Origin of the sequence: Corallococcus macrosporus DSM 14697, from assembly GCF_002305895.1 — a bacterium.
Taxonomy (GTDB): Bacteria; Myxococcota; Myxococcia; order Myxococcales; family Myxococcaceae; genus Myxococcus; species Myxococcus macrosporus.
On the sequence record NZ_CP022203.1, the window covers coordinates 8,676,292 to 8,698,542 of the forward strand.

Genomic DNA, 22,251 nt, shown 5'->3' on the forward strand with positions numbered 1-22,251 from the left:
CCGTCGCGAACCCCACCGCGAGCCCCACTGCGCCTCGGAGTAGCGCACCGCGCTGCGCACCGGCCTTGGGAGCAGGCCAGCCACGAGCAGGGCTCGGTGAAGGCGTTCGAGCGCGGCGGCGGCAACGCGCTGTCCGACGGGCCTGGGGCAACGGCCTTCTCCGAAAGTGTTCAGTCCGGCCTCCGGTGCTTCCAGCGATCAAAGAAGCCGCGCCTCCGCGCCTGCCGCTTGCGGAGGGCCTCGAAGCGGGTGTCGAACAGGGATGGTGCGCCAGCTCGCGAGGCCAGCGCCCAGAGCTCCTCGGCGAGCCCCATCGCTTCGTCGTACTCACTCGCGGCCACCAGGCGTTCGAGTCGTCTCCAGGCGCCCTCCTCGTCGCGAGCCAGCGTCGCCAACCGTCGCTGGAGCCGCTTCTCGGTGGCGGCCAGGGCCTTCCGCCTGTGCTCGGCCTCGGCCCGCTCGCGGCGCTCTCGCTGGGTCTTCGCGAGCGCCAGCAATTCATGGACGGTGCGCACTGGTGACGAGTGGGCGGGCGCCTGTGCCTCGCGAAAAGCGCGCAGCAACGTGGCGCCGAGCGGGCGCTCCGGCGCGTCCACCGCGAGCAGGAGCCAGCGCGTCTTCTGCTCGGGCGCCAGTTGGCGGACCCAGGCCCGAAGAGCGCGGCGGTCATCTTCACGCGGCTCACGGCCGTGCGCCGCAGCCGCGAGCAGGTCCTCGTCGAGCCTCAGCCAGCCCACCAGGGCCTGCTGCGCCCCGGTCAACGCGCCCAGTCCCTCGGGGACGAGGGGCTCCTTCGCGGAGGGCGCGATGCAGCCCGACTGAACCGCGGCCAGCCACGCGAGATAGGCCCCGCGCAGGTCCCCGCGCTGGAGCTCGGTCCGGAGGGGAAGCAACGCCGCGAGCGAGCCGGGCGGCATCTCCTCGTCCAGGGGCTCCTCCTCCCCCGCGCGAAAGTCGAGCACCAGGTTGGCGCCCGCGACCGTGAGCGCCGATGGCCCTCGTGCAGGGAAGCACGCCTTGAGCGCCTTCACGTCGAGGCCCTCACGCGGCAGGCGCAGCATCAACCTGCGGTCACCCCAGTTCGCGGAGTACAGGTGCGCGTCGAAGTAGCGCAGGAGGAGCTGCGCGGGGTCCGCCTTCAGGTTCCCCCAGTGGTACTCGTTCCAGAACCGGGTCGGCGTAATCTCCGCCCGAGTGGAGACCGCGCGGAGCTGCGCCATCTGCCCCGCCGTCAAGGGCCGCTCCAACGCCACGAACTCGTAGACCTGATGCTCGCTCATGACGGGCTTGTACGAAGCAGGGCGCCCTCGTGAACAGTGGGCGGGTCCCCGAGGTTCCGAAGGTGAGCAATGCACTCCGGCATCACGGCGAGCGAGGCCGCCGCACACATGGCAGGCGTCAAGATTGCGATGGAGGCGGCAAATGGAAACGAGAGTGCATTCGAACCCATGGCAACTGCAAGACACAGGGATGGACGGGGCGCTGCTACTCGTGCTTCCAATACTGCGAGGGGCAACATGAATGGCCCATCAATAGGTGCCGCCCTCAATAATGGGGGGACTCGCACATGACCAACGAACCCGACTGGGATCCGATTCGCTCACTTGCTCGCCGCGTGCTTCGAGAGGGCGAGCCGTTCGTACTCAGCTCGGACGTGCGCGACCTCTTGAAGCGCACCGCCCCGGAAGTAGGCATCAGCGACGCCGATGCGGCGAGCGCTCTCTCGACGGAAACAGGGGCGCTCGAACTCCTGCGTGAGTGCTCGCGACGCATCCGGGAGGGCTCTAGCAGGCTCGTGAACGCGCTCCATTGAATGTACAAGCACAAGGAAGCTGGCGACTTCGACAGCGCTCGGCTGGAGATGCGCGACGTGCTGGCGGTGGAGGTTGTTCCCCTGTACCGCGAGACGGCACAAGGCCAGCTCGACAGCCTGAAAGGCGCGCGGCAATGACGGAGGGGCGCGACTGACGCCGCGCCTCGCCGAGTTCAGTGCAGTCGCCACATGCGCAAGACGGCGCAGGCTCGAATCGCGGAGCGGCCCTGCCGCACGCAGCGTCCGTTCGGGCCACCAGACGCACTCCAGGGACGCGGCCAGCGTCCGTGCCAAGTACAGCGCCCCGCAGTGTCCGCGCACCACGCCGGACTCTCGGGGAACTCGCTGCCCGTGGCTATGGTCACTGTTTCGTCCACGACCTCGAAGAAGGAGACGCTCCAAGCATCCCTCCTGATGCCCGCCGGGGGTGCTCAACGCCTTCCGGCATCACGGCGAGCGGGACATGAGTTTCAGCGCACCGACTGGCGCGCAGGGAACGTGCTCAACGCCTTCCGGCATCACGGCGAGCAGGACCACGTGCTGATGGGGGAGCGCAGCGCGCGCCAGTTCCAGGTGCTCAACGCCTTCCGGCATCACGGCGAGCGGGACGGTGGGATGCCCGTGGCAAAGAAGGTGCATCAGACGGCGTGCTCAACGCCTTCCGGCATCACGGCGAGCGGGACCACGCTGTCGAACGTCGCCAACACCGTCAACACGTGCTCAACGCCTTCCGGCATCACGGCGAGCGGGACGAGGCGTCGGTTTGCGTAGCGCGCCCGAGCTCGACGTGCTCAACGCCTTCCGGCATCACGGCGAGCGGGACTGCGCTTCGGCCTCTCGGTAGGCCCGGAGGGCGGCGGGTGCTCAACGCCTTCCGGCATCACGGCGAGCGGGACCCTCTACGACGTCCAAGGGACGCAGGGGCAGGAGTAGTGCTCAACGCCTTCCGGCATCACGGCGAGCGGGACTGGTGTGGCACTTGATGGACTATGTGAAAGAGCCTGTGCTCAACGCCTTCCGGCATCACGGCGAGCGGGACGTGGCCGCCCGCGCCTGTACTGCCACGACTGCGGACGTCTCGTGCTCAACGCCTTCCGGCATCACGGCGAGCGGGACCCGCCGCCCGCGCGAGGCGAATAGGTGCGGACGTGTGCTCAACGCCTTCCGGCATCACGGCGAGCGGGACACAAGAGACGAGGGTACGCGAACAGGAGTAAGTCCGTGCTCAACGCCTTCCGGCATCACGGCGAGCGGGACACTTCTGGGCACCATGGTCGCCTGGGGGCTCGACAAGTGCTCAACGCCTTCCGGCATCACGGCGAGCGGAACGAATCTCCCCGAGGTGGGCGTGGCGCGCGAGCGCGTGTGCTCAACGCCTTCCGGCATCACGGCGAGCGGGACTGAAAAAGGCCTTCCGTCACCCCAACCCCGATTTCTAGTGCTCAACGCCTTCCGGCATCACGGCGAGCGGGACTCGGAGGCATCCGTCTTCCCAGCCGTGTGGTGGAGAATGTGCTCAACGCCTTCCGGCATCACGGCGAGCGGGACTTGAACCCCCCATCACCTCCAAGCAGCTGGACCAGGAGTGCTCAACGCCTTCCGGCATCACGGCGAGCGGGACTGCCAGGTACGCCCAGGCGTCGTCCGACATCAAGTGCTCAACGCCTTCCGGCATCACGGCGAGCGGGACTTCGCACAGAGGCCTCGGGCACGCGCGGGGCCAGGAGTGCTCAACGCCTTCCGGCATCACGGCGAGCGGGACACCCGGGTGCCACGTCATGACAACGTGGCGGCGGGAGTGTGCTCAACGCCTTCCGGCATCACGGCGAGCGGGACCAGCATCCGCAGCACCTTCTCCCAGCGCTGGCGCTGTGCTCAACGCCTTCCGGCATCACGGCGAGCGGGACCACGTACAACGAAGAGATTGGGGACTCGCTCAAGACAGGTGCTCAACGCCTTCCGGCATCACGGCGAGCGGGACTTCTTCATCCATGCCTGGTACGACTTCGCTTCGACGTGTGCTCAACGCCTTCCGGCATCACGGCGAGCGGGACCGCGGACCTCCAGAGGGCCCTCCGGGCGAACCCCGCGTGCTCAACGCCTTCCGGCATCACGGCGAGCGGGACGACTGGGCCTGCCGGTGCAAATCGGCCAGGGCGGACGGTGCTCAACGCCTTCCGGCATCACGGCGAGCGGGACTGGCAGAACCCGACGGTGACGAAGGCGGACGTGGAGTGCTCAACGCCTTCCGGCATCACGGCGAGCGGGACGCGTCGATGTCCTGCTGCCCATCCCGGATGAACAGGTGCTCAACACCTTCCGGCATCACGGCGAGCGGGACAAACCGAAATGCCGATTCAGACTTCCGTTGCCGACGTGTGCTCAACGCCTTCCGGCATCACGGCGAGCGGGACGGCGGGTGAAGTCCGGGCCGTTGTCCACCTGCAGGTGCTCAACGCCTTCCGGCATCACGGCGAGCGGGACACGCCGCACCTGTGACGGTGACAGTCTGCGCTGCCTCGTGCTCAACGCCTTCCGGCATCACGGCGAGCGGGACTCTCCAGCAGGACACGCATGGCGACATCTGGGGGTGCTCAACGCCTTCCGGCATCACGGCGAGCGGGACGCCAGAGCAGTTGTAGCCGCTCGACTCCGTGGAGACGATTACGGGTGCTCAACGCCTTCCTGCATCACGGCGAGCGGGACTTCCGTCTTTTCGATTCGTTCAAGTTCGGCGTCCAGTGCTCAACGCCTTCCGGCATCACGGCGAGCGGGACGTGCCCTCCACGTCGTAGCCCTCGGCCTCGGCGGTGCTCAACGCCTTCCGGCATCACGGCGAGCGGGACCGGCGATGGGGCCGCCCAATGGGAGGCAGTCATGGAGTGCTCAACGCCTTCCGGCATCACGGCGAGCGGGACTCTGCTCGCTGCGCCGGTCATCCGGAGGCGATTCCGTGCTCAACGCCTTCCGGCATCACGGCGAGCGGGACACCTTCTAGGACCTCCAGCCATGACCGACGACAACCCCTTGTGCTCAACGCCTTCCGGCATCACGGCGAGCGGGACATCGAACGGGCGGAGAGCTTGACCACCGCCCGCGTGCTCAACGCCTTCCGGCATCACGGCGAGCGGGACGCAGCGACTACGACGGACGCCAGCCCCGTTGAAAGGCCAGGTGCTCAACGCCTTCCGGCATCACGGCGAGCGGGACTCTTCGCACCGAAGGGCAAGGGCAGGCCCAGAGTGTGCTCAACGCCTTCCGGCATCACGGCGAGCGGGACCCAGGACACGGTGGCCGGCATCGTCTTCCTTGGCAACGCGTGCTCAACGCCTTCCGGCATCACGGCGAGCGGGACCACTTCGGGGGCGGAGGGCTGGGCCTTGAGCGGCGGGTGCTCAACGCCTTCCGGCATCACGGCGAGCGGGACACGCCCGCCGAACACAAGATGGCGGAGGTCTTCAGGTGCTCAACGCCTTCCGGCATCACGGCGAGCGGGACAGACTTGCGGCAGCCCGGACAAGTCGAGCGGCTGCCCGTGCTCAACGCCTTCCGGCATCACGGCGAGCGGGACATGTCCCGGATTTCCCAGAAGTGAGCCATGATGTGTGCTCAACGCCTTCCGGCATCACGGCGAGCGGGACTGGCCCTGTTGACCCGCCCCGCCGCCTACCGCCTGTGCTCAACGCCTTCCGGCATCACGGCGAGCGGGACAAGGGCGCCTGTCTGACGCTGGTGGGCCTGCTGCGTGCTCAACGCCTTCCGGCATCACGGCGAGCGGGACGGCAAACCCATCCGTACTCGTCGAGCTAAGCGGTGCTCAACGCCTTCCGGCATCACGGCGAGCGGGACGTACGGCTGGCATGGGCCTCAACCTGTCGAGGGCCGAGTGCTCAACGCCTTCCGGCATCACGGCGAGCGGGACGAATCCGAGAGGACGCGCCGAACATCGAGTCGTTGTGCTCAACGCCTTCCGGCATCACGGCGAGCGGGACTGGGAGGCGCTACGCGGGCTGGACGTCCGTCCGGTGCTCAACGCCTTCCGGCATCACGGCGAGCGGGACAAGGGCGCGAGGGAGGGCAACGAGGACAGGCGCGGGGTGCTCAACGCCTTCCGGCATCACGGCGAGCGGGACTCGCTGGGCGCGTGGCGCGTTCGACTCGCGGGTTTCGTGCTCAACGCCTTCCGGCATCACGGCGAGCGGGACTGGTAGGCGCGTCGCCGGTTGAGGCGCTGATGTCGTGCTCAACGCCTTCCGGCATCACGGCGAGCGGGACGGCTACGCTGGGACGCCGTGCGCGCCCGCTGGGGGTGCTCAACGCCTTCCGGCATCACGGCGAGCGGGACAACGAACTCAAGATGCCTGGGCATGGAGTCATGTATAGTGCTCAACGCCTTCCGGCATCACGGCGAGCGGGACTTGGTGTCATCGCTGATGATGACCTCGTCGCGCTTGTGCTCAACGCCTTCCGGCATCACGGCGAGCGGGACGCAGAGACGGCTCTAGACATCGGTCGCGGCGAGACGTGCTCAACGCCTTCCGGCATCACGGCGAGCGGGACTCGCGAGCGTGGTCCCTGGGCTGTCTGGATGGAAAGTGCTCAACGCCTTCCGGCATCACGGCGAGCGGGACCGGGCCTGGGCGCACGTCGAGGCAGACACGCCGCTGTGCTCAACGCCTTCCGGCATCACGGCGAGCGGGACCTCCGTGGCGGGCGGAGCGTTGTCCGCTCGCGAGGGTGCTCAACGCCTTCCGGCATCACGGCGAGCGGGACCGGTGCCCTCAGTGGACGGCAGCGCCCATGTTGTAGTGCTCAACGCCTTCCGGCATCACGGCGAGCGGGACTGCCTGCGGCGCACGGGGCGTTTGCGGCGGGGAGGTGCTCAACGCCTTCCGGCATCACGGCGAGCGGGACAGCCCCTCGAAATCTTCCAATCATTCCAATGGGTTACAAGCCCCTTTTCAAGCACCTCCCCCACCTTCCTCCAGGTTGGCTGCTCCAGACCCTACCCAGAATCGCCAACCCACTGAAATCACCATGCTTTTCATCGATCATGCACCTATTCACCTGTCAAAGAGCCTCAACCCCATGAACTCACAGGGGATTTCGCCTGTTCCGCCGTGAGGAGCCGCCGCCACGGCGAGGTGCTTGAATGTCCCCCACCCCACACCTCCCCCCGACTGCACGTGCCCCGACAACGTAGCAAGGCCGCTGCCACGCCAGCGTCATGTGCGACACGGCCGCGCAGCCCCCGCCGTCCGCTCCCTCGGAGAAGTCACCTTGAAGGAGGTGAACAGAGGCGGCGCGCCTACGCCTCCATCATCCGGGCAATCAACGCGTCCCGCCACGGCCCGAACTTCCGGTGCTTCGGGACCAGGTGCCGCAGCGCGGCCGCGCACACCTCGCGCGCGTCCGGCGCCAGTCGCGACAGCCGCGGCAACCACTCACGTTCGAAGTCCTCCAAGATTTGCCGCTTGGGCATCTCCTCATCGTCGCGCCGCGCCGCCGCCCACGCACGGAACGCATCCAACTCAGGCGAGCCCCGCACCGGGCGCCGGGGCCTCCGCGAGTCGAACTCGTCCACCCGGACCAACCGGCCATACCCCGCGGCCGTCTTGCCGCCCACGCCCCAGTGTCGCAGCGCCTCATCCAACCGCCGCGCGGCCCACGCCAGGAGCGCCTCCGCGTCCGGGGCCTGCTCCCGCGCGGGCGCCAGGCTCAGCGCCACGAGGAAGCGCCCCCCCGGGCGCACCGTCAGAAACGACACGGGGTTGGGCGCGTCATGGTCGCTCGGCCACTCCGCCTCCCCGCCGTACCACGCCTTCTGGTGGACGGTGAGCACGTCCCGGGACAGGAACCCGGAGGCGCCCGGCACCCACTGCGCGTCATGGAAGATGACCTCGCCGGCCTGGGCCCGCGCGCCCGCGTCCCCCGGCACGCCGAAGAGCCTGCGCCGCGCCTGCGCCGCGCCGTCCCCCAGCACCGCGCGCAGATACCCGGCGAGCACGCCTTTCAGGGAGGACCCCGGCACCACGGGCACGCCCCACGTATGGTGCAGCGTCAACCCCACGCCCGTGGGCGACGCGTGGCCATGCCCCACCAGCAGCCGGCTCTCCGCGCGCGCCTGGAAGGTCACCGCGTGGGACTGCCGGAGCGAGTCCTCCCACCGCCTGTAGGCGCTGGAATACCCCTCCGGCTCCGCGTGCGCCTCCAGGCCGGACAGCCAGTCCTCCCACTTCGAGCCAGGCTCATGCGCCTTCACCGGCGCGTACCGCTCGTACACGAGCCCCGCGTGCGCGGTCTCCCCGGGCTTCGTCCCCACGAGGTGGCGCAGGGCGGCGCGCATCGTCTCCTCGGGGCGTCTCGCCGCCTCACCCATGGCTGGACGCCTCCGCCGGGAAGGTGGACTGCACCGCGCGGCGGAACCACACCAGCAGCCGGAGCGCTTCGCGCGTGGCCAGCATGTACGCCTCCAGCTTCAGGTTGCGCACCGCCTCGGGCAGTTCTTCGCCGCGCAGCCCCGGCTTCGACAGGACCTGGGCCAGGCACACGGCCAGGTCCTCCAGCAGCCGGTCCGTGGCCGGGGTGCGCTCCCGCTCCAGGAAGGAGAGCGCCGCGGCCAGGCCGTCGCGCAGCACCGCCGCGCCCAGGCCGTTCACCCGGGGCTTGTACTCCGCGCACAGCCTGGGGTGCCGGTCACGCACTTCGCGGACCCGCGCGTAGACCTCCAGCGCGCGCCGCTGCTCCCGCGTCTGTCCCGTCATCGGGCACCTCCCACGACGGACGGGCGCCAGGCCGACAGCCGGCACCGGCCGCGCCCCACGGTGGCCTTTCCTCCCAGTTGAAGCACCGCGCCCTCGCCTCCCAGCGCCTCGCCCAGCACCTCGTCCGGCGTCAGCTTGCGCGGCGCCGCGTTGAAGGTGCCCGTGGCGCCCAGCACGCCCACCAGCAACGTCTCCGCCGGCAGGCTCTCCTCCGTCCAGAGATGTCCGTCGGCGGCGGTGCCCGTGTCCGGCTCGATGCTCACGCGCGTGTCCACCTGCGTGGCCGTCTCCCAGAGGAAGGACATCGTCTCGTCGTCGACCAGGACCAGCCGCCGCGTCAGCAGCTCGCGCTCCGCGTCCGGGAGCAGCCCGGCCAGGCCCTGGGCCCAGGTGGCCAGGGCCGTGTCCGGCTCTTGTGCGACGGGCAGGTCCAGGTCCTCCAGGTACACGGCGGCCGCCGAGCCCTCCGCGGAGTACACAACCAGACTGCCCTTCAGCGAGGCCACCTGTGCGCGGCGCCCCTCCAGCGGCGCCACCACGGGCCACGCCTCCGCCAGCGCGCCCAGGTCCCGCCGGGCCAGCGCGAGCAGCAGGGGCGAGGTCACCAGCGCGAAGGTGCCCACGAAGCTGCGCACCGGGAGCGCGAGCAGCCGCGCGTCGCCCACCACCAGCGCGCCCGCGTAGTCCCCCGGCTCGTCGCCCTCGACGCCCGGCTTCTTCCGTCGAGGGCCAAAGACGGCGTCGTGCAGGCCGCTCGCGCTCCCGGACTCCTCGCGAGGCCGCCGCAGCTCGCGCAGCACGCCCTTGAGCGACGAGCCGGGGACGATGGGGATGCCCGTGGCCTTCTGCCGCGCCAGGGGGAGGTCGATGACGCCCACGCTCTGCCCGGTGCCGACGTGCAGCGGCGACAGCGCGTGGAGAAGATAGGGTCGGCACTCCATGGTCAGGCTCCTTGTCCGTGAGGAAGGGGCGGTTGCCACACGCCGGGCAGCACCTGCCCCAGCGCCTCCGCGTGGCCGCCGCCCCAGGAGGCCAGCCACAGCGCGCGCAGCTCGTCGGCGGTGAAGTCCTCGCCGCAGTGCTTCTCGAAGAAATAGACGGCGCCCGCGGGCACCCACCGCCGCGTGGGCCGGGGCCGCCGCCGCACCATGTCCCAACCGGACACGTCCAGCGGCCGGGGCACCAGCGCGGCCCGCAGCACCACGGGCGCGGCCAGCCCTGGCAGCCGGCCCACGTAGCGTGGCGGCGTCCCGGACTCGAGTTCGAGTCCGTCCGGCAGCCAGCCACGTCGGAACTCCGCGGGCGTGGCCAGCACCAGGCGCAGGCCCCGCGTCGTCTGGGCCAGCCCCTCCGGCATGGCGAACAGGTCCGCGTCCAGCCGCTCCACGTCCGTCAGGCGGCGCCGCCCGCCCAGGCCCACGGGCCCGCGTGGCGGTCCGTCCGCCAGTTCCGGCCATGCGCAGGCCACGCCGAGCGCCCACTCCTCCACCAAGAGTCGGCCCGCCTCCCGGCGCTGGGCACGCAGCCACTCCACCACCTCGCGGGAGTGGAGCATCGAGTCCTGCGCCGCCTGCGTCGCCACGTCGATGGCCAGGTGGATGTCCGTGCGCCGTGACGGCGCCTCCGGCGCTGGCGTGAGCAGGTCAGGCGCTCCGCGCAGCCACGCCATCATCCGGGGCTCCGGCCAGAACAGGGGCGGAGCCAGCGGCTTGCCACCCTCCTCCCGGCGGGGATGCCAGAGCGCCTCACGCGCCGCGTCCTCGTCGGGCCCCAGGGTCGCGGCGCCGCCTGGCCGGGGTTGCAGCGAGACCACGCGCTCCTCTCCGTTCGCGTCGAGCACGCGCACCGCGTCCGCGGGCACGGGCCACATGCGGTGGTCCCGCGTGAAGGATGGCTCGCCCAGCCCGCGGCGCAGCGCGATGAAGCGCTGGAGCGCCACCCGCTCGGAGTCACGCTCCCACCTGTCAGGGGACAGGGTGATGCCCTCAGCCGCCATGACGTCATGGCCCCACGCGGCGCGCAGGGCGCCGCGCACGGTGGTGGGTAACGGCCACGGCAGCGAGTGGCCGCGCCCCACCTCCGAGGTGTACCAACCCCGGCCGTCCTTTGCCGACAGCCCGTCACGCGGCAGCAGCGCGAAGCGTGCGTCATTCATCTCGAACCTCGCTCTCCTGAAGGAAACCCAACCCGCGGCCAGCGCGCGCGAAGGTGTCGGCGACCAGCAGCCGGGACGACCACTGCTCCAGCGCGAGATGCGGTGACACGCTCGCGGCGCCCTCCGATGACAGCTCGAGCCCCACGTCCCCCGGGGTGAGCGGCGCGGGCGCGCGGCCCGCTTCGGCCCTGGCGAGGATGCGCCCGGCCTCGTCCTTCAACAACGCTGCCAACTCGGGCCCTGGGGCGGACCCCGGGGGGAAGCGGCGCTCGAGGTCCGCCACCTCATGGACCTTGCCCAGCGGGAGCGGCCACGGCTCGCGCGTGAGCAGGGTGATGTCCCTCGACAGTCGCTCCACGGGGTGCATGCGCCAGGGCGCGGTCCACAACCGCTCCCGGCCGGCGTGCTTCGCCACGAGGATGGCCAGCGCGTCGCGGCCCGCCTTCTTCGCGGCGGCCTCCGCGCGGCGGCCCAGGTCGAGCAGCGCCCCCAGGCTCTCCAGCACATGGCCAACGCCGAGCCCCACCGACAGCGTGGGCACCACCGCGTCCGTGCCAGCCAGCGCCGCCGCCAGCGTGGCGCGGAAGGTGGTGGCGAGGTCCTGGGCGCACGCGGGCGCATCCGCGGGCGTGACGAACGCGAGCACGTCATCCCCGCCCGCGTAGACGAGCACACCCCGGTGCTCCACTTCGACGATTCGCCGAGCCTGCTGGGTGAAGCCCGCCAGCGCCTGCGAGACGCGCTGGTGCGCCCGCGCGCCGTCGGGCGCCTCCGCGAGCCGCGCCAGCGCGCGGCCCATGTGGTCTCCGTCCGCCACCAGGCAGGCCACGTAGGGGATGGGCTCCGCGCCTCGGGAGCGCATGGCGGCGCGCAGCGGCTCCACGAAGTCACGCCCGAAAGAGGCGGCGGACCGCCGTGCGTCAGGGATGGCGCACTCCTCGAAGTACGGCTGCCAGCGCTCGGGGAGGAGCAATTGGCCGTCAAACGGGAAGTCCCTCACCCAGGGCCGCGACGGCGCGCGCACGGCCTGGAAGTTCCGCGCTTCGCACTGGGCCTTGAGGCGCCCGAGGAGGTCCGCGTGCGCCTTGCTCGCAGCGTGGAGCCCGGCCGCGAGCCCGATGGAGGGCACGGGCACGAACTGCCCCGGTCTGCCACCCGCGCGCTTGAGCAGGCCCAGGGCGTCCAGTTCCTCGCGCAGGCCGATGCGGAGTTCACGCCAGATGGGGCCGCGCTCACGGTCACGGCGCAGCAGGGACGGGCGGCCTCCGTCGAGGCTCGACTTGTGCGTGCCCTCGGGTGGCGACCGCGTCCACGGCGAGAACTCGCGCAGGCCGCGGCGGGCCTCCAGGGCGCCTTCCGCCTCGCGCAGGGCCTTGGCGTATCCGGTGGGGGACGCATCGACGGGCGCCCACGCGGCGTGGACCTCCAGGAAGGCTTCGAGTTGCTCCTCGGCCAGCGCCTCCGCCTCCTGGATGAGCAGGGACTCACATCGGCCAGCGACGCGCCGCCACTCCGACCGCAGCAGGGACTTCGCCGCGTCGCGAGCGCGCCGGGCCACCTGCTCCGGCACGCCATCCACCAGGGCGACGACCTTGTTCGCCACGCCGGTGCTCGTGTCGCGCACCTGGTCCGGATGCGGGAAGATGAGCGTGGCCCCGGACGCCGTGAGGTCGCGCGCCATTTCCCGGGCGAGCAACGAGAGGAGCTGACTGCCGTACCAGAGGTCCCGTGTGCGGCGGGCCTGCGCGATGAAGCCCTGCACCGGGCCCACCTTGAGGACGATGACGTATCTCATGGGCTCACGCCTCCTGCGCCTTCTGGGTGTCCTTCAGCCACTGGAAGAAGGCGTCACGCAGGTTGTCCGCGCGCTGGAGCGGGCTGAAGAGCGGCTGGTCGTCGCTGGCGCGAAAGGACCTTTCGAAAGCCACCTCCGAGCGGGAAAGCACCGCCTTGCCTTGCACCACGACGACGCGCCCGTTCACAGGCGTCCCACGGTGCAGCCACAGCGCGACAGGCTCGAACTGGCCATTCGAGAGCGGCATGGCCTTGACGATGAGCGGCGACGCCAGCCTGTCCATTCGCTCCCATTTCCCGTTGTTCTTTCGCGCCCACTGGAGAACACAGCCCACGGGCTCCTGCGGCGAATAGGGCGTCTTGTGTTTGTTTTCCCTCTGGAAACGGAAGGCAATGGGCAACCCGAACCCCGCCCGAGGCCATGCGGGCGAAGCCGAATGCCCGGGCCGTGGCGCATGCTCCTCGGGGTAGGCCCTCCCGGTGGCGGTGCCCACCTCGTCCTTCGGAGACGGCCGCGCGAAGCGACGAATCTTGTCCGCCTCTGGCCAGTTGGAGCGCCCTTCCCTGCCCTCCTTCTTCGGGTTGCGTGCTGGCAGAGGCAGACCGTCCCCCCAGGACTCGGTGCCTTGCCGGAAGTCTCTCAGCCACTGAAGCGCGACCTCCCATGCGGCGACGCCCGAGGAGTAAGGCGCTCGACGATGCGCCCGGTAGAGGAACGCGTCCTGGAGCAACGGCATGTCACACCGTGGGGCTTCGGGGCGCGCCAGGAAGAGAGGGAGGCCTCCCATCAATTGGCGCAGCGCCTCACGGCTCGCCTCGGCGGGGAGCCACTGTTCGCGGATCGCCTTGTCCCCCGTCGCCACATCCACCGAGCCACAGCCTCGCCGCCCGCGCGAGCCATAGCCGCCGAACAGAATCCAGGCGCGCACCGCGTTGCGAACCTGAAGCATGGCCTCTCCCTCGGGCGCCACCACCTCCAGCGTGAAGCGAAGTCCAGGTCTCCACCGAGGGAGATCTCGCAACCCAGGCTTTGTTATCGCGGGCCACAACGCATAGACGCCGCGTGGCGCCCTATCGACGTCGCTTGAATCCCCCTGGGCCTGCTGGACCTCCGTCACCCGGAGCTCCACCTGGGAGCGGCGGGGCCCCGCGTCGTCCACGCCCCCCGCCCGCCCCATGCCGCCCCAGAGCTCGCGCTCCTTGCGCGCCAGCTCCCAGGCGCCCTCCGTCCCACGCGCGACGTAGGCATGGCCATACAGCGCGCGCCACCAGAAGCGCAGGTGCCCACGCAGCGTGGGGACGCGGATGATGTCCACGGAGGGAAGCTCGGGGCTACGCGCCACGGGCCCTCCGCCCAGGATGGGCGTGATGGTCTTCAGCGCCAACGTGAAGGTCTCCAGCCTCGGCGCGGAGGCGGAGCGCCGGCGCAGGTGGGCAAGGTCGGTTGAATCAGGTTCAGGCAGGTCCAGCAGCGAACGCATGACGCTCCCGTGTCAGGAGATTGGGCAACAGCGTGAACAAGGCGTGTGAGCACGCACGGCGGGCCCCAGCCCCCGCCGTGCCTTCCCAGACGCGCGGCTACCGCGCGCCCGGGAGCCGAGGGGAGACCAGCTCCGGGTGCCGGTCGAAGAGGCGCTCGAAGAGCAGCCGCACGCGGTCCTGGAGCTCCTCGCGGGGCGGCGCCTCCCACTCCCGGAGCGCCTGGAGCAGGTCCTCCACCCAGGCGCGCGCGTTGTCCATGCGCACCAGCCGGTGCCGGAAGTAGAGCGCCAGCATCACCTCCTCGCGCGAGTCCTCCAGCGACAGCCGGACCCGCTGCTGGAAGTAGCTCTCATGCGGGTCGCGGAAGGCCGGCAGGCCCACCAACTCCACCGTCACCCGCTCCAGCTCCTCCCGCACCTCGGCGTCCGGCGAGCGCAGCGCGAGCGCCGAGAACCGGCACGCGTGGAAGAGCCAGATGAGATAGCGGCGCAGCCGCCGCTCGGCCAGCTCCCGCACGGGGCGCTCGGGCTCGAAGACGCGCAGAATCTCCAGGGAGTTCCAGACGATGGACTCGAGCGTCTTCACCTGGCCCACGTCCTTCACGGTGCCGCCCTGCCTGGCCTTGCGCCACGCCAGCGCCACCTCGACGCCCACCGCGTCCGCGTCGTAGTCAGCGGCCTCCAGCACGAAGCCCGCCCTGCCAATGCCCCGGTAGTTGTAGGACGTCAGCCCGCCCTGACGGACATGGAACGCCTCGTGGATGAGGAACAGCCGCAGGCACTCCTTCCAGTCCTCTTGCGACTGGAGCCGCTTGAGCAGCGCGCCCAGCCCCAGCAGCAGCTCCCAGTCGAGCTTCCACTTCCCCGCCCCATGGCGGAACAGCGGCGTGCGCTCGTAGGCGGGCTCGTCCTCGATTTCGCTGCGCAGGTAGGCCTGCCCGTCGATGTGCTCGACGAAGGGCTGCTGCTCGGGCTCCTTGAGCCAGGAGACCAGCTCCTTGTGGACCTTCTGGACCTCCCGGAGCACCCGCATGGCGGTGAGCTTGTCGTCCGCGGTGGGGACCCGTGGCGCCACGTCGCGGCGAGCCCGGATGACATGAACCCTGTCGTAGAGCTGCCGCTCCGCGTTGAAGTGGAGGAGCGTCAGCGGGTGCTGGGTGGTGGGATTGACGGCCGTCCCCAGGGCCGCGGCGAAGCTGCCGGGCGCGTCGATGGCCAGGACCACGGACTCGGCGCCCTCCAGCAGCTCATGCAACTTGTCGAGCACCTCCCGGAACTGCGCCGCCGCGCGCGCCGCCTGCCCCGGATTCTGGACCGCCGTGGGAGACGGCCCCGCCGCGGGCCGGAGGCAGACCGTCGTCAGGATGGACGCCTCCGGCAGCCACGCCGACACCTTGGAGCGGACATTGTCCCGGATGGCGCGCGTCACCTCGACGACCAGCAGGACATGGCCCCTTCCGCCTTGCCGACCGGAGGGCAGCCCCTCCACCTGGAAGAAGTCCTCCGCCGACGGCGCGGTCATCCGGTCATACCCCAGCGACCAGGAGCCATCCTGCGCCTGCTGATAGACGCAGACAGGCCGGCGCGGCAGCCGCGAGGCCAGCTCGAGCATCAGCGCCAGGGGCGCGCACCCGAAGATGTGGACGGGCAGGTGGTCCAGGTGCAGCTCCGCCTCCCGCTTGAGGAGCGCCGCCGCGAACCGCTCGTGCTCGCTGAAGGCCTCGCTCCAGTCCTGCCCTGGGAGGCTCCGAGCGGCCCGGGCCGGGTCGTGCGGGTGCAGGACGACGGAGGCCACGTCACGGTCTCCCTCCAGGCCGTACCGAATCAGGGTGTCCCGCGCCGTGGCCTCGATGACGGGCCGGTCCTGCTCGTAGCGCACGATGAGCGCGCGCGTCCTCGGGGTGATGGGGATGTCCTCGCTCCGCATGTCCTCTCCTGGAAGGGGCTTCACCAGAGAGGACGCGAAAAAGGCAGAGGAGCCATCGCAGCCCCTGCGCTTTTTTCAGGCGAAGGCTACAAACCGCTCGGTCAGTAGCCCTGATAGAGGTCCGGGAAGAGCTTCTTCATGCGAGCATGCGCTCTCGCGGGATGGGTGTCCTGCTCCTCCCTGGCCAGACGAACTTCCCTCGCAGCGCCATCCAGGAGCTGGCTGGCCGCGGACCTCTGACTTGGGCTCAGGTACACATCGACGTCGTCGCCGAGTTCCGCCGGGTCTGTACAGCGGTTCATGACGCCGCGGGCGAGGTGAGCGAACAACGTCTCCAGCGACTCTAGATGCCCCGATTCCCGTGACAAGCGGGGAAGCTGGACGCTGTAGCTCATGACCTCCAGATGAAAGGACTTCAGAGGACTGTGCTGCTTCCGATTCCAGTGCTTCACGAGCTTGATGAGGGAGTGGAGCCTCCCTTCGCACCGTTTGTTGGCGGTGGCACAGGCCTCCTGGTGTCTGCGGGGGTCTGTTCGAACCCACTTCTCCTCGGACTGGTCCTTCTTCCGCTCGGGAATCAGATATCCCGGCCCATTCGAGCAAGCGTAAGCCGGAATGACATCGAACTGGATGGGTGTCTCCTCGAACTCCACGCGCACGGAATGCAGCTGGATGGCGGGCATGTTTCGCCTGGGAATTTCCTTATGGATTCCATCCCGGAGTTCCCGGAGCGCATCTGAAGGGAGCAGCGGCCGCGCGGGAGCCGCCGTCATCAGAACGTCCCCAAGCACGATGAAGAAGTCGATGTCGTTCAGGGGCCGGATGGACGTACCGCGTCCGTAGGACCCCGAAAGGAAATCCGTCTTGGGACCGAATACAGCCCGCAGGCGCTGCTGGACCTCTTGCATGCGCGCAGTCACCCGTCGGTGCTGTTCAGGTGGCAACTCCAAAGATTCGATGGCCTCTTGAAGGGCGTGCCCCACGCTTCGCATAACGCGCCTCGCTGGAAATTCGTTGTCCAAGAACAAGGACGCCAAACGTGACGCGATGGCATCGCGGCGTGTTCACCCATTTCAGTCACCGGCCTCACCTACACACGGCGACATCCCTTGGAACACTCAACGGAAGACCAGGCCAGCCACACACTCACGCACCTCCATGAGTGGCGGTCGAGTTCCCGCCGCTTTCGCCATCATCCGCCCCAGCAGACCTCGGAGCGATGCTGGGACCTCGTCCCCCAACAGGTGCAGTGGTGGGGGCATCCGCAAGTGACGGATCATCAACTCCTTCTGGGTTCCGCCCCCGAACGGCAACTGTCCCGCGAGTAACTGGAACCCGAGAACGCCCAGCGAATAGACATCGACTCGGGCATCCACGCGCTTGGCATCAAGCCACTGCTCCGGGGCCATGAAGTCCCATGAGCCCAGGACGGCGGTCCCCGCGGTCGATACAGGCAGCGCCGCAGGCGCCTCCGGTCCGGTGGCCACTCGCTTGGCGAGCCCCAGGTCCGCCAGCTTCACGGTGACGTCCTCCGCGTCCAGACGCGCCACCAGGATGTTCGCGGGCTTCACGTCACGATGAATGAGTCCATGGACGTGCAACGCGTCCAGTGCCGCCGCAACCTGACCTAGCACCTCCGCGCAAGTCCGAACGGGGAGGCACCCTCCCGCGCGCGCAAGCGCTTGCTCCAGGTCCGTTGGAAGCCATTCAAGGACGATGAATGGCGGCCCATCCGGGAGCAGCCCCAGATCGAGCGCACGAACCAGTCCGGGATGGCGGAGGTCCCTCAACGACTGTCCCTCATTGAGGAAACGCGCCACCAACTCCTCGTGGAGACAAGACGACGCGCTGAGCACCTTGACCGCCACCTGAGTGCCATCCACGGCATGCAGGCCGGAGTAGACATCACTGAACGCGCCGACGGCCACCCTTCGTACGATGACGTGCGCGCCAACCTGGGTCCCCCTGACCAGCATCAGTCCTCCGTGCCGCCCGTCCCAAAGGGCTCCGGGGGTCGCAACGCCTGCAGGCGTCCTGCCCAGAGCAACAGCCTCTCCAGCTCGGGCGAACAGTCCGAGTAGCCAGCGGCGAACGAGACCGGGTCCACATCCGTTTCCGCGGCGAGCCGTCGCAGGTAGGCAAGGAAGGCGTTGTCCAACCGGCTCTGCTTCGCAGCGTCTTCGTCGCCGTCTCCCGCGACGCGCTCGCCGAGGAAATACTGCTTGAGCGCGCCAACACCGCGTTGCATCAGCGACGCCACCGCGTCCTCCGATTTGTCCATCTGAAGCGCGATGTCCTTGAGCGAATGACCATCCAGGTAATAGGCCTTCACCACATCGGACTGCCCTCCTGACAATTCGGTATGGATGCTCCGTATCAACTGCAGGGCCTCCTGCTGCTGAGATACGACTTGACTCGGACTGCGCTGGCGCGTCGGCGCATTCCGCGCCTCATCCGAATCGAACGGCACCGCGTCTGACTCGTCGCGTTTCTGGCGCGTCGCGTGCCGGACCGTCTGTACCACCTGGGAGGCGACGACCCGCTTGAGCCACCCACGCAACTCCCCTTCCGATTGCCCCTTGAAGGTGGAAAATTGCTGGAGCACTCGCATGGAAGCCAACTGAGAAAGGTCCGAGGGCCGTGTCCCTCCCGGACCATAAGGTTTCCCATACCGCTTCGCATGCGCCTGGATGACATCATGGAAACGCGTCAGCAACTCCTCCAGCGCGGCCGAGTCCCCCTCCTTTGCCAGGCGAATCAACGCCTCGACAGACAGCTCCAACAACGGCGGCTTTTTCATGGAACTGTGAGCCTACCTTTCCTCGTCGGGGCAACCCAGCGGACGGAAGCGGAGATCTTCCGGGTCATAGAGGTGGAAGGCACGCGCCAACGCGCAGCGCTGTGCCCGCCAAGAAGCTGTCTGGTCCGTGACACCTCGCGCGCGGGCAAGCGTCTCGCTCCCGAGCAAGGCGTCCACGAGCACCAGCGCATATCGCTTGTTCGGAACCTCCGCTTCCCGGAGAGACTGCCCCAACAAACGAGCCTCGGTGTAGGCGACGTTCCCTTGAGTGTATTGCCGTCTCGCGGTCCGCTCCGCGCCCACTCCAATGAGAACCCGCCCCAACACCCAACGATAGTATTGGTCAGCGGGCTGGGACTCGACGCACACTCGCGCCATCCGAAGTGCAGCGTGGAGCATGCGTTCCGCGGCATCCGGGTCCCCTTGCGCGAGCGAGACTTCCGCCCGGTGCGCCAGCGTCAGTGCCAACAGCGCGGACGAGTAGGAACTCCCCCTCGCGATGAAGGCATGAAGGACAATGGCCCTGTCGAAGAGCTGCGCGGCGCGCGGCAGGTGCCCCACCGCGAGTTCCAATTCCCCCAACTCGGAAAGGCTCACCGCGAAGCTTCGCACCCCGTCAGTCAGGTCTTGCGGATTCGAGGACCATGAGGGCTCCAGCAACGCGATGGACTCCTCGAAGTGAACTCGGGCCCGCTCCCAATTCCCGCGCGCCATCTCCACCTTGCCCAGCTTGGAGTGGATGAGTCCGAGGTCAAACTGGAAGGACCTGCCCACGGGCTCCAGGAGCTCTCCCCGGCGGACGTTGTCCAACGACTTCAACAGCCCCCGCTCCGCACTCGCCAGCACCTCGTCATGATACGCCACATCCGCCACCCGATGGGACAGGCTGACGTCCATGAGCAGCATCTCGATGCCCTCATACTCAGCCGGTGACATCGCGTTGAAAATCCCGCCAAACGCCCCCAACAAGGTTCTGCGTGGTTCGAGCGTGTTGGCCAGTCTGCTGAATCGCCAGTCCGCGCTGCCGACGACGGCATCCATGGCCCCAATGAGGTCCAGTTGAGTCGCAATGGAGCGCTTCTGCTCCTGCTTGGCGCGGAGCAGTGCCTGCTCTGCTCGCATTCGCTCGGCCTCCGCTCGAAGCCGCTCCTGCTCCGCTCGGGCTGCGTAGAAGAGGATGAGCAGCATGGCCAGGAGGGCCGCTGCCATGCCCCCCCACCTGAGCCGCGAGCGACGCTGCTCGAGCCGCGCGGCGGTGCCGAGGAAACGAACGGCACGCGGGCTCGCCCGCCGGACCATGTCCTCAGGACCATTGAGGGACGCCCCCCCGCCACGGTAGTGGGCCAGCAAGGTCCCCGTGGGCAGGCCATCCCTGGGAAACCGCGCCTGCTCCCAGGCGCTCGCCGCGACCTCCAGGTCCGCGTGGCGCTCCAGCAGAGCGCGCTCCTGCTCAAGCCAGGCAATGAGCGAGGGCACCCGGTGGAGCAGCGTCTCGTGCACGAGGTCCACCCGTTGCGCGGCTGGGGTATCTCCACCCGACAGCACGACGAGCCTCATGCCTTGCTCCACATCAGTGAAGCCTCGCGCGCGCATTCCCGTCAGCCGGAGCAACACCTCCTCCGCCAATGCATCGCCCCCCGCCGCCGCAAGGACCTCCTCTCGCGAACGCGGCCGCCGGGTATCTGGAACGCCGCGCCCCACCTGCACCAGGTCCAGGAGCAGCCACTTGGCGCGCTCGCGTCCCTCGGGCCCCAGTCCCGTCAGGAGGGCTTCCGCCTGTTGAGCCAACGCCCCCCCCACGCCCCCGAGCTGTTCGTAGTGCCCCTGGGTCAACGGCGCGCCGTCATTGAGGGCCCACAGCCCCCGGAGCGCCTGCCCCAGAAGCGGCAGCCGGCCCCCCTCATCCCTCGCGTCCAGGACCATGCGCGAGGCCAGCCCAGGCTCAAGCCGCAGACCTACATTCCTGGCGACCCCTTTCACGACGCGCTCCAGCGCGGCTTCCTCCATGGGTAACAGGGGAAAGCGAGCCGCGGCGTGGAGGTGCCGGGACAACGACGGAAGCTGCTCCATGCGGTGGAGAAAATCGCTGCGTACGCTCGTGAACAACCGCAGTGGAGAATCGCCCCCGGCAAGCGCGGTGGAAACGAGCGCATCAAGCACGCCCCGTTCGGAGGTGCTCAAGGGGAACACCTCCTCCAGTGGCTCGATGACCAGGAGTACCAGCGTGTCCACTGGGTTGTGGGCCGCCAGGAAGTCGCGCAATGCCCCCGGCCCCGTGCGCAGCAAGGCCTCCAGCGCCTCGGCGCGCTCGCTGCCCCCAGTGGGGTTGGCCTTGTCCAGCGCATGGGCCAACGCGCGAATCGGGACATCGGATGGCCTCAGATGGATGACGCGCCAACTCGGCCTTCCAGTCGCACCGGCGTTGCGGAGCATGGGGAGAAGCCCGGCCTGGAGCAGCGACGACTTCCCCACGCCACTGAGCCCTTCCAATTGAATCCAACGAAGCCGCCCCGCGCGCGCCCTCTCCAGCAGTGACCACAGCGCATGGGTCTCCTCCTCCCTGCCAAAGAACAGCGCGGCCTGCTCCTCGGCGAAGGGGGCCAGCCCCGGAAGCGGGCAGCGCGCCTCCACGCCTTCCCAGGATTTGCCCAGCAATTCTGCGCAACGCGCCATTGTGGGCCGCGCCTGCGCATCCTTCGCGAGCAGGGAAGCGATGAAGGCCGATAGCGCGGTGGAGACCTGTGGTGCGAATCGCCGCACCGGAGGAGGCTCCTTCGACTGGTGGTCGATGAGAACCTCGCCAGGGTCCTCCGAAACGAAGGGCGGGCGCCCCGCGAGCAACTCGAATAGCACGACGCCCAATGCATACACATCCGCGGCCCCGTCCACTGAGGCCGCGCTCAAGAACTGCTCGGGCGCCATGTACAGATACGTCCCCATGAACGAGGACTCATGAGTGTGTACCTGCGTGGTAGCTGACGCGCCGCCCGAGAACTCCGAAACCTTCGCGACGCCAAAGTCCAGCAACTTCACCCGATATCCCGGTGCAATCGTCTCATCCGGGCAAAGGAAGATATTCTCCGGTTTCAAGTCCCGATGGACGATTCCCTGAGCGTGAACATCCGCTGCGGCCTGGGCAAGCTGCGCCCCAATGGCCAGAACCGAGGGCACATCGACGCCCTCATCTGACCGCTGCATCCATTGCCGGAGCGTCAGGCCGCGCAGCAACTCCATGGCCAGGAACACGTCCGCGCCCTGCCGCCCGCAATGGAAACCACGGACCACGCCAGGGTGGTCCAGCCGGACCAATGCCTGTCCCTCCTGGAGAAACCGCGCGACAAGCTGCGGATCCTTCGCGGAGGTGGGAGACAGCCGCTTGAGCGCGACCTGCTGTCCCGATTGCTCATGCACAGCGGCATACACGTGCGCCATGCCACCGCTACCAATGAGGTGAAGCAGGCGATACGGGCCAAATCGCTCAGGGAGAGGGTGTTCCATCGGAGTCGCGACGTTTCCC

12 protein-coding genes, 1 pseudogene and 1 CRISPR repeat array are annotated in these 22,251 nt (G+C 68.9%); of the genes and pseudogenes, 1 reads left to right on the plus strand and 12 read right to left on the minus strand.

Translation table 11 applies throughout. The features are described from left to right. Positions 1-170: 170 nt before the first annotated feature. Positions 171-1,280, minus strand: a complete 1,110-nt coding sequence (locus MYMAC_RS35305; RefSeq protein WP_095961269.1) for a hypothetical protein — start codon at positions 1,278-1,280, stop codon at positions 171-173. 287 nt (positions 1,281-1,567) lie between these two features. Here MYMAC_RS35305 and MYMAC_RS35315 point away from each other — a divergent pair. Further along, a pseudogene (locus MYMAC_RS35315) lies at positions 1,568-1,951 on the plus strand (DUSAM domain-containing protein). A gap of 289 nt (positions 1,952-2,240) precedes the next feature. Beyond that, positions 2,241-6,727: direct repeats of the CRISPR family, unit length 36 nt; unit sequence GTGCTCAACGCCTTCCGGCATCACGGCGAGCGGGAC. A gap of 394 nt (positions 6,728-7,121) precedes the next feature. Here MYMAC_RS35315 and cmr6 read toward each other — a convergent pair. From cmr6 to MYMAC_RS35370, 11 genes are all read right to left on the minus strand, one after another. Continuing rightward, positions 7,122-8,192, minus strand: coding sequence for a type III-B CRISPR module RAMP protein Cmr6 (gene cmr6 / locus MYMAC_RS35320; RefSeq protein WP_239989217.1), 1,071 nt, complete (start codon positions 8,190-8,192; stop codon positions 7,122-7,124). Continuing rightward, positions 8,185-8,577: a type III-B CRISPR module-associated protein Cmr5 gene (locus tag MYMAC_RS35325; RefSeq protein WP_095961271.1), complete on the minus strand. Its 393-nt coding sequence runs from the start codon at positions 8,575-8,577 to the stop codon at positions 8,185-8,187. Before MYMAC_RS35325 ends, cmr6 begins: the two co-directional genes overlap by 8 nt. Next, positions 8,574-9,518: a type III-B CRISPR module RAMP protein Cmr4 gene (cmr4, locus tag MYMAC_RS35330; protein ID WP_095961272.1), complete on the minus strand. Its 945-nt coding sequence runs from the start codon at positions 9,516-9,518 to the stop codon at positions 8,574-8,576. Before cmr4 ends, MYMAC_RS35325 begins: the two co-directional genes overlap by 4 nt. A gap of 2 nt (positions 9,519-9,520) precedes the next feature. Continuing rightward, complete coding sequence (locus MYMAC_RS35335; RefSeq protein WP_095961273.1) at positions 9,521-10,732, minus strand: type III-B CRISPR module-associated Cmr3 family protein; 1,212 nt, start codon at positions 10,730-10,732, stop codon at positions 9,521-9,523. Further along, a complete protein-coding gene (cas10, locus tag MYMAC_RS35340) occupies positions 10,725-12,527 on the minus strand; it encodes a type III-B CRISPR-associated protein Cas10/Cmr2 (RefSeq protein ID WP_095961274.1) in 1,803 nt (600 codons plus the stop codon). The genes MYMAC_RS35335 and cas10 overlap by 8 nt, the downstream gene beginning before the upstream one ends. A gap of 4 nt (positions 12,528-12,531) precedes the next feature. Next, positions 12,532-14,007, minus strand: coding sequence for an RAMP superfamily CRISPR-associated protein (locus MYMAC_RS35345; RefSeq protein ID WP_095961275.1), 1,476 nt, complete (start codon positions 14,005-14,007; stop codon positions 12,532-12,534). Between the two features lie 97 nt (positions 14,008-14,104). Beyond that, complete coding sequence (locus MYMAC_RS35350; RefSeq protein ID WP_095961276.1) at positions 14,105-15,934, minus strand: SAVED domain-containing protein; 1,830 nt, start codon at positions 15,932-15,934, stop codon at positions 14,105-14,107. Between the two features lie 101 nt (positions 15,935-16,035). Beyond that, positions 16,036-16,926, minus strand: coding sequence for a nucleotidyltransferase domain-containing protein (locus MYMAC_RS35355; RefSeq protein WP_239989662.1), 891 nt, complete (start codon positions 16,924-16,926; stop codon positions 16,036-16,038). 126 nt (positions 16,927-17,052) lie between these two features. After that, the gene (locus tag MYMAC_RS35360; RefSeq protein WP_095961278.1) at positions 17,053-17,910 is read right to left on the minus strand and encodes a serine/threonine-protein kinase; all 858 of its coding nucleotides are present in this window, start codon (positions 17,908-17,910) and stop codon (positions 17,053-17,055) included. Beyond that, positions 17,910-18,734, minus strand: coding sequence for a sigma-70 family RNA polymerase sigma factor (locus MYMAC_RS35365; RefSeq protein WP_095961279.1), 825 nt, complete (start codon positions 18,732-18,734; stop codon positions 17,910-17,912). The genes MYMAC_RS35360 and MYMAC_RS35365 overlap by 1 nt, the downstream gene beginning before the upstream one ends. A 12-nt stretch (positions 18,735-18,746) precedes the next feature. Beyond that, the gene (locus MYMAC_RS35370; protein WP_095961280.1) at positions 18,747-22,232 is read right to left on the minus strand and encodes a serine/threonine-protein kinase; all 3,486 of its coding nucleotides are present in this window, start codon (positions 22,230-22,232) and stop codon (positions 18,747-18,749) included. Positions 22,233-22,251: the final 19 nt, after the last annotated feature.

Coding starts and splice junctions, on each gene's coding strand:
- cmr6 (WP_239989217.1), bottom strand. CDS start 8,192: ATGGGTGAGGCGGCGAGACGCCCCGAGGAGACGATGCGCGCCGCCCTG.
- MYMAC_RS35360 (WP_095961278.1), bottom strand. CDS start 17,910: ATGCTGGTCAGGGGGACCCAGGTTGGCGCGCACGTCATCGTACGAAGG.
- MYMAC_RS35345 (WP_095961275.1), bottom strand. CDS start 14,007: ATGCGTTCGCTGCTGGACCTGCCTGAACCTGATTCAACCGACCTTGCC.
- MYMAC_RS35325 (WP_095961271.1), bottom strand. CDS start 8,577: ATGACGGGACAGACGCGGGAGCAGCGGCGCGCGCTGGAGGTCTACGCG.
- MYMAC_RS35365 (WP_095961279.1), bottom strand. CDS start 18,734: ATGAAAAAGCCGCCGTTGTTGGAGCTGTCTGTCGAGGCGTTGATTCGC.
- MYMAC_RS35335 (WP_095961273.1), bottom strand. CDS start 10,732: ATGAATGACGCACGCTTCGCGCTGCTGCCGCGTGACGGGCTGTCGGCA.
- MYMAC_RS35370 (WP_095961280.1), bottom strand. CDS start 22,232: ATGGAACACCCTCTCCCTGAGCGATTTGGCCCGTATCGCCTGCTTCAC.
- cmr4 (WP_095961272.1), bottom strand. CDS start 9,518: ATGGAGTGCCGACCCTATCTTCTCCACGCGCTGTCGCCGCTGCACGTC.
- MYMAC_RS35350 (WP_095961276.1), bottom strand. CDS start 15,934: ATGCGGAGCGAGGACATCCCCATCACCCCGAGGACGCGCGCGCTCATC.
- cas10 (WP_095961274.1), bottom strand. CDS start 12,527: ATGAGATACGTCATCGTCCTCAAGGTGGGCCCGGTGCAGGGCTTCATC.
- MYMAC_RS35355 (WP_239989662.1), bottom strand. CDS start 16,926: ATGCGAAGCGTGGGGCACGCCCTTCAAGAGGCCATCGAATCTTTGGAG.
- MYMAC_RS35305 (WP_095961269.1), bottom strand. CDS start 1,280: ATGAGCGAGCATCAGGTCTACGAGTTCGTGGCGTTGGAGCGGCCCTTG.